Source organism: Dokdonella sp., from assembly GCF_049593775.1.
GTDB lineage: Bacteria > Pseudomonadota > Gammaproteobacteria > Xanthomonadales > Rhodanobacteraceae > Dokdonella.
This window is the reverse complement of record NZ_JBAWHJ010000219.1, coordinates 1-3,861: the sequence shown is the minus strand read 5'-3', so window position 1 is coordinate 3,861 and position 3,861 is coordinate 1. Positions and strand designations below refer to the sequence as shown.

Below are 3,861 nucleotides of genomic sequence, written 5' to 3'. Positions count from 1 at the left end.
GTCTCGGTCTTGTAGTCGCTCAAGGTGTATCGGCGCTCCTTGCCGGAAAACAGCGAGTTGATCTTGTAGCAGGCTTTGTTGAGATAGCGCCGGTCGTCGCCGTCTGCGCTGGCCAGGTCCTTGTACTTGCGCGCCTTGTCAGACCCGGTATAGGCGACCAGGCCTTTCGCACCCGAGGCATCGCCTTCGCTGTTGTTGCAGGTGCGCACCAATTTGGTGATGGCCTCGTCGACCTGTTCCTGCGGCGTACCGGATGAGCCACAGGCGATCAGGGTGGCGCCGAGCAGGGCAACGGGAATGCTGCGCGTGAATCGAGTCATGGTGGATCTCCTTCTGCGGTAGGTGCCTGCGATGTCGAGGCGGTGGGTGATGCTGGCGTGATCAACCCCAGCCGCTCCGCTTCGCGCGGCGCCTGTTCGCGCAGCAGATCGAAGAAGGCGTACTGGGTAAGAATGTTGAGCGGCTTCAGCTCGCGATGGAACGCGGGATCGGAGTTGATGTAGGCATTGATCGCGGCACTAAATGCCTGCCAGTCGGCACTCAGTGCCGGATCGCTCTGAAGCTGTCGGTACATCGTTCGAACGGCCGCCTCAACGCGCTTCCTGTCGGCGTCGTCGAGCTTCTCGACCTGCTGTCCGAGCGCGACCATTTCGGCGATCCATTGCTGCTTCGATTCGGCGAATTGCGCGGCGATCTGATCGGGCGATGGCTTGCCCTGCAGCATCGCAGCGGTCTCCTTCATCGCTCGCAGGTGGATATCGCTGATTGCTGCGCCGAGCTGATCAGGCTGGGGAGCGATTGACCGGCTATTCGCGGGTGGCTGCGATTGGCTGGTCGCGTCGGTTCCGCTGCGGCCACAGCCGCTCACGCCGAGGATCAGAACAAGCCAGGTGATGGCGACTGCGGGCCTGGCGCGTTGGTGAGTTGCTGCGTTGAAGTTCAACATGGCCGGGCGCTCAGGGTTCAAAACCATCGGCAAAAATGCGGTCGTCCGCTGCGAAAGTCGCCACGACATCTCGGTTGCCAGTGATCGCCAGGGTGCAGTTGCCGGTTCCGGCCGGGCAATCGCCACTCCAGCCAGTGAACGTGAACCCTGCTTCCGCGCTGGCGGTCAGGGTGACGCTGGCCCCTGCCAGATAGGCTTCGGCGCAGTTGCCTGGGCAATCAATGCCGTCACCAGAAGTCACCGAGCCATTTCCGACGACCACCACTTGCAGCCGATAGGCTTCCGGTTCCATGCCGGTTTGGTATTCGACCGCACCGGCATCGCAGCGGTTCTGACCGCCGACCGGTCCGACCACCGGCTTGGTGTCGCCGCGCTGGTCGATACTGACAACGGAACCGAGCGGGCCGGGGCAACTGCCCGTCTGGAAGATGTCGATGGCCGGGCTCAGCGGGCTGGGCAGATGCGTCAGCATCGAAAGCGCCGCCGTGTCATCTCCGTAGCTGCTCAGCGGCAGCAGCAGCGGATTGGTCATCGGCCGATCGCTGCCGTGTGAGGTACACGTGCCAGTGGCATCGATATTGCCGCCCAGCGAGGTGAAGCTGCTGCCGCCCGACGCGATGCAATCGTCCATGTGCTCCCAGTCGGCCCAGAAAATACTGTTGCGCAGGCTAGCCGTCGAACCGACGATTATTCGAATGAGCTTGTCATCCGAACTCCCCTGGCCGTTGTTGATGAATGTGCTGTAGGCAATGGCCAGTACGGCTCCATCTTGCGCACTGATGGCATGGGCGTCAGCCACGGACTCGGAGAAATTTCCAGAGAAAGTGGAGTTGACCACGCTGGTGGCGCCGGCATAGATGAGGATCGCACCGGCGCCCCTCACCGCCTCGTTTTCAATGAAGCTGGTTTGCGAGACAGTGAACAGGCTGGTTCCGCCGATCAGGCCATCCAGGAACAGCGCGCCGCCCAGCCCGGCATCGAATCCACCCGCATTTGCCTGGGCGCGATTGCGCTCGAACTGACTGCGCTCGACCAGCGCTACGTCAGGTCGGCCGACTGCCACTGCGCCGCCGAACCCTGCGGCAAGATTGTCGGCAAACCGGCTTTCCCTGATCTGGATAGTGCGGACCCCGAACAGGCCCGCTTGTGAGATCTTCGTGTTGATCGCACCGCCGGACACCAATGCGACATTGTCGGTGAACGTGCATGCCGTGACTTCGAGGCTGGCGTCACTTTCCGGCATGGTTGCGACGTGGATCGCCCCGCCCGACCCGTTTGCGCTCGATGTGATGTTGTCGTTGAACACAACATTATTGAAACGGCTTCGACGTGCGCGCTCGATCAACACGGCACCCCCCATGGCGCCTCTGCCGCCGCGCATGGTGATGTCGAACAACTCGAATACCTGAGTGCCATGATCGATATTGACCCGGAAGATGCGGTCGGCACCGCCGCCGTTGAGGGTCAGAAAGCCTCCTGACAACCCGGTAATGCGCACACTCTCGGTAATCGCGATGGCACGTGCCTCAATCCCGCCGGCCAGGAAGATCCTGATGTTGTCGGTGACCGCTGCACTGCCGGCAACACAGGCGTCGACGACGATGTTGTTGTTCGCTGCGGAGACCGCCTCGCGCAGCGAGCAATCGCCGTCGTTGTTCAGTTCATTGGCGAGCGTGTTGACGTTGATGGTGGCGGCACTGGCCGGAACCATGGTCAGGCCGCTCAGCAACGCGGTGAAGAAAGCGGATGCCAGAAATCGCTTGGTCATGGTCGAACTCCCTTGCAGATGGATTCGAACCTTCAAGACCTGTGCCAGCGATACATGCGCCAGCAATCAATCACTTGCGTTGCGTTTGCGTGAATTTCGTTCCCGCTTGCGGGACGGATTCCCGTAGCCGGGAATGCCGTGGAACAGAATTCCGACTTGGATGGCGTTGCCTGGAGACTCGTCATTCCCGCTCTTCGACAAGCTCAGGGCAGGCTCGGCTGCGCCTTGGCGGCAGCCCCCATCCCGTCATTCCCGCGCAGGCGGGAATGACGACAGACAAAGGGCGCCGGTTTTTGCTATTTGCCGTCATCCTCGCGTAGGCGGGGATCCAGTTCTTGCTTCTACCTCAAAAGCGCAAGGGCAGAACTGGATGACCAATCCTGCGGCTGTTGTGAAGCGATGACCAGCCATTCGGCCGTTGAAGAGCGTTTCCCGCCTCGGCGCAGCCGAGCCTGTCCTGAGCCGGGCGAAGGGCGGGAATGACGAGCTTTGAGTCGAAGCGATGACCAACCCTGCGGCTGTTGTGAAGCGCCTCCGGCCTGCGCGGGAATGACAGCTCATGTGGCGATGCGCCAGGTCAGTACCCTTCAACGCCGATTTCGTCGTGCAAAGGAAAAAACTTCCGGGCTACACTCGGGCCATGGATCTTGAGACCGCCACACCCTGGGCCGAGGGCGCCGGGGGTCGAATACTCAAGTCGCGTGATCCCGCTACGGGTCAGTGGGTGGCGATCAAGCTCGTGCGTACGCACGACGCAGAGAGTGCGGCGCGGATTCGGCGTGAAGCGGAAGCGCAGTCGCGACTGAGCCATCCGAACATCTGCCCGGTGCTGGAAGTCACCGAGTACAACGGCGAGCCGGCGATCGTGATGCCGTTCATTGAAGGCGAGGCACTGGATATCGCCGCAGCACGTCTGCCGTTGTGCGAGCGAATCGAATTGTTGTTGCCAGTTGTCGATGCCCTGGCAGCCGCGCATGCGAGCGGGCTCGTGCATCGCGATCTGAAGCCGGCGAATATCCTGGTCGAGGATCGTGGCGAGCGCGGCCTGCATCCCTGGGTACTCGATTTCGGCATCGCCCGCGTGATCGACGACGCCACCCTGACGTCTGACGGATCGGCCATGGGTACGCCGGGCTACATGGCGCCC

Annotated in this window: 4 protein-coding genes; 1 reads left to right on the top strand and 3 read right to left on the bottom strand. The window is 61.9% G+C overall.

Going from position 1 to position 3,861, the window contains the following annotated elements:
* The 3 genes from WBP53_RS07865 to WBP53_RS07855 form a co-directional block, all read right to left on the bottom strand.
* Window positions 1-320 (bottom strand): hypothetical protein (locus WBP53_RS07865; protein ID WP_423927638.1); only part of this gene is annotated, 320 nt, incomplete at its 3' end.
* Entirely contained in the window at window positions 317-946 is a 630-nt protein-coding gene (locus WBP53_RS07860) for a hypothetical protein (protein WP_423927636.1), read from the bottom strand. The genes WBP53_RS07860 and WBP53_RS07865, both read right to left, overlap by 4 nt.
* A gap of 10 nt (window positions 947-956) precedes the next feature.
* Window positions 957-2,714 (bottom strand): InlB B-repeat-containing protein, encoded by a 1,758-nt coding sequence (locus WBP53_RS07855; RefSeq protein ID WP_423927635.1) that lies wholly within the window; start codon window positions 2,712-2,714, stop codon window positions 957-959.
* Window positions 2,715-3,354: 640 nt separating this feature from the next.
* On the opposite strand from WBP53_RS07855, the gene WBP53_RS07850 reads away from it, so the two are divergent.
* A partial coding sequence (locus tag WBP53_RS07850; RefSeq protein WP_423927633.1) for a serine/threonine-protein kinase occupies window positions 3,355-3,861 on the top strand: 507 nt, incomplete at its 3' end.

Coding starts and splice junctions, on each gene's coding strand:
- WBP53_RS07860 (WP_423927636.1), bottom strand. CDS start 946: ATGTTGAACTTCAACGCAGCAACTCACCAACGCGCCAGGCCCGCAGTC.
- WBP53_RS07855 (WP_423927635.1), bottom strand. CDS start 2,714: ATGACCAAGCGATTTCTGGCATCCGCTTTCTTCACCGCGTTGCTGAGC.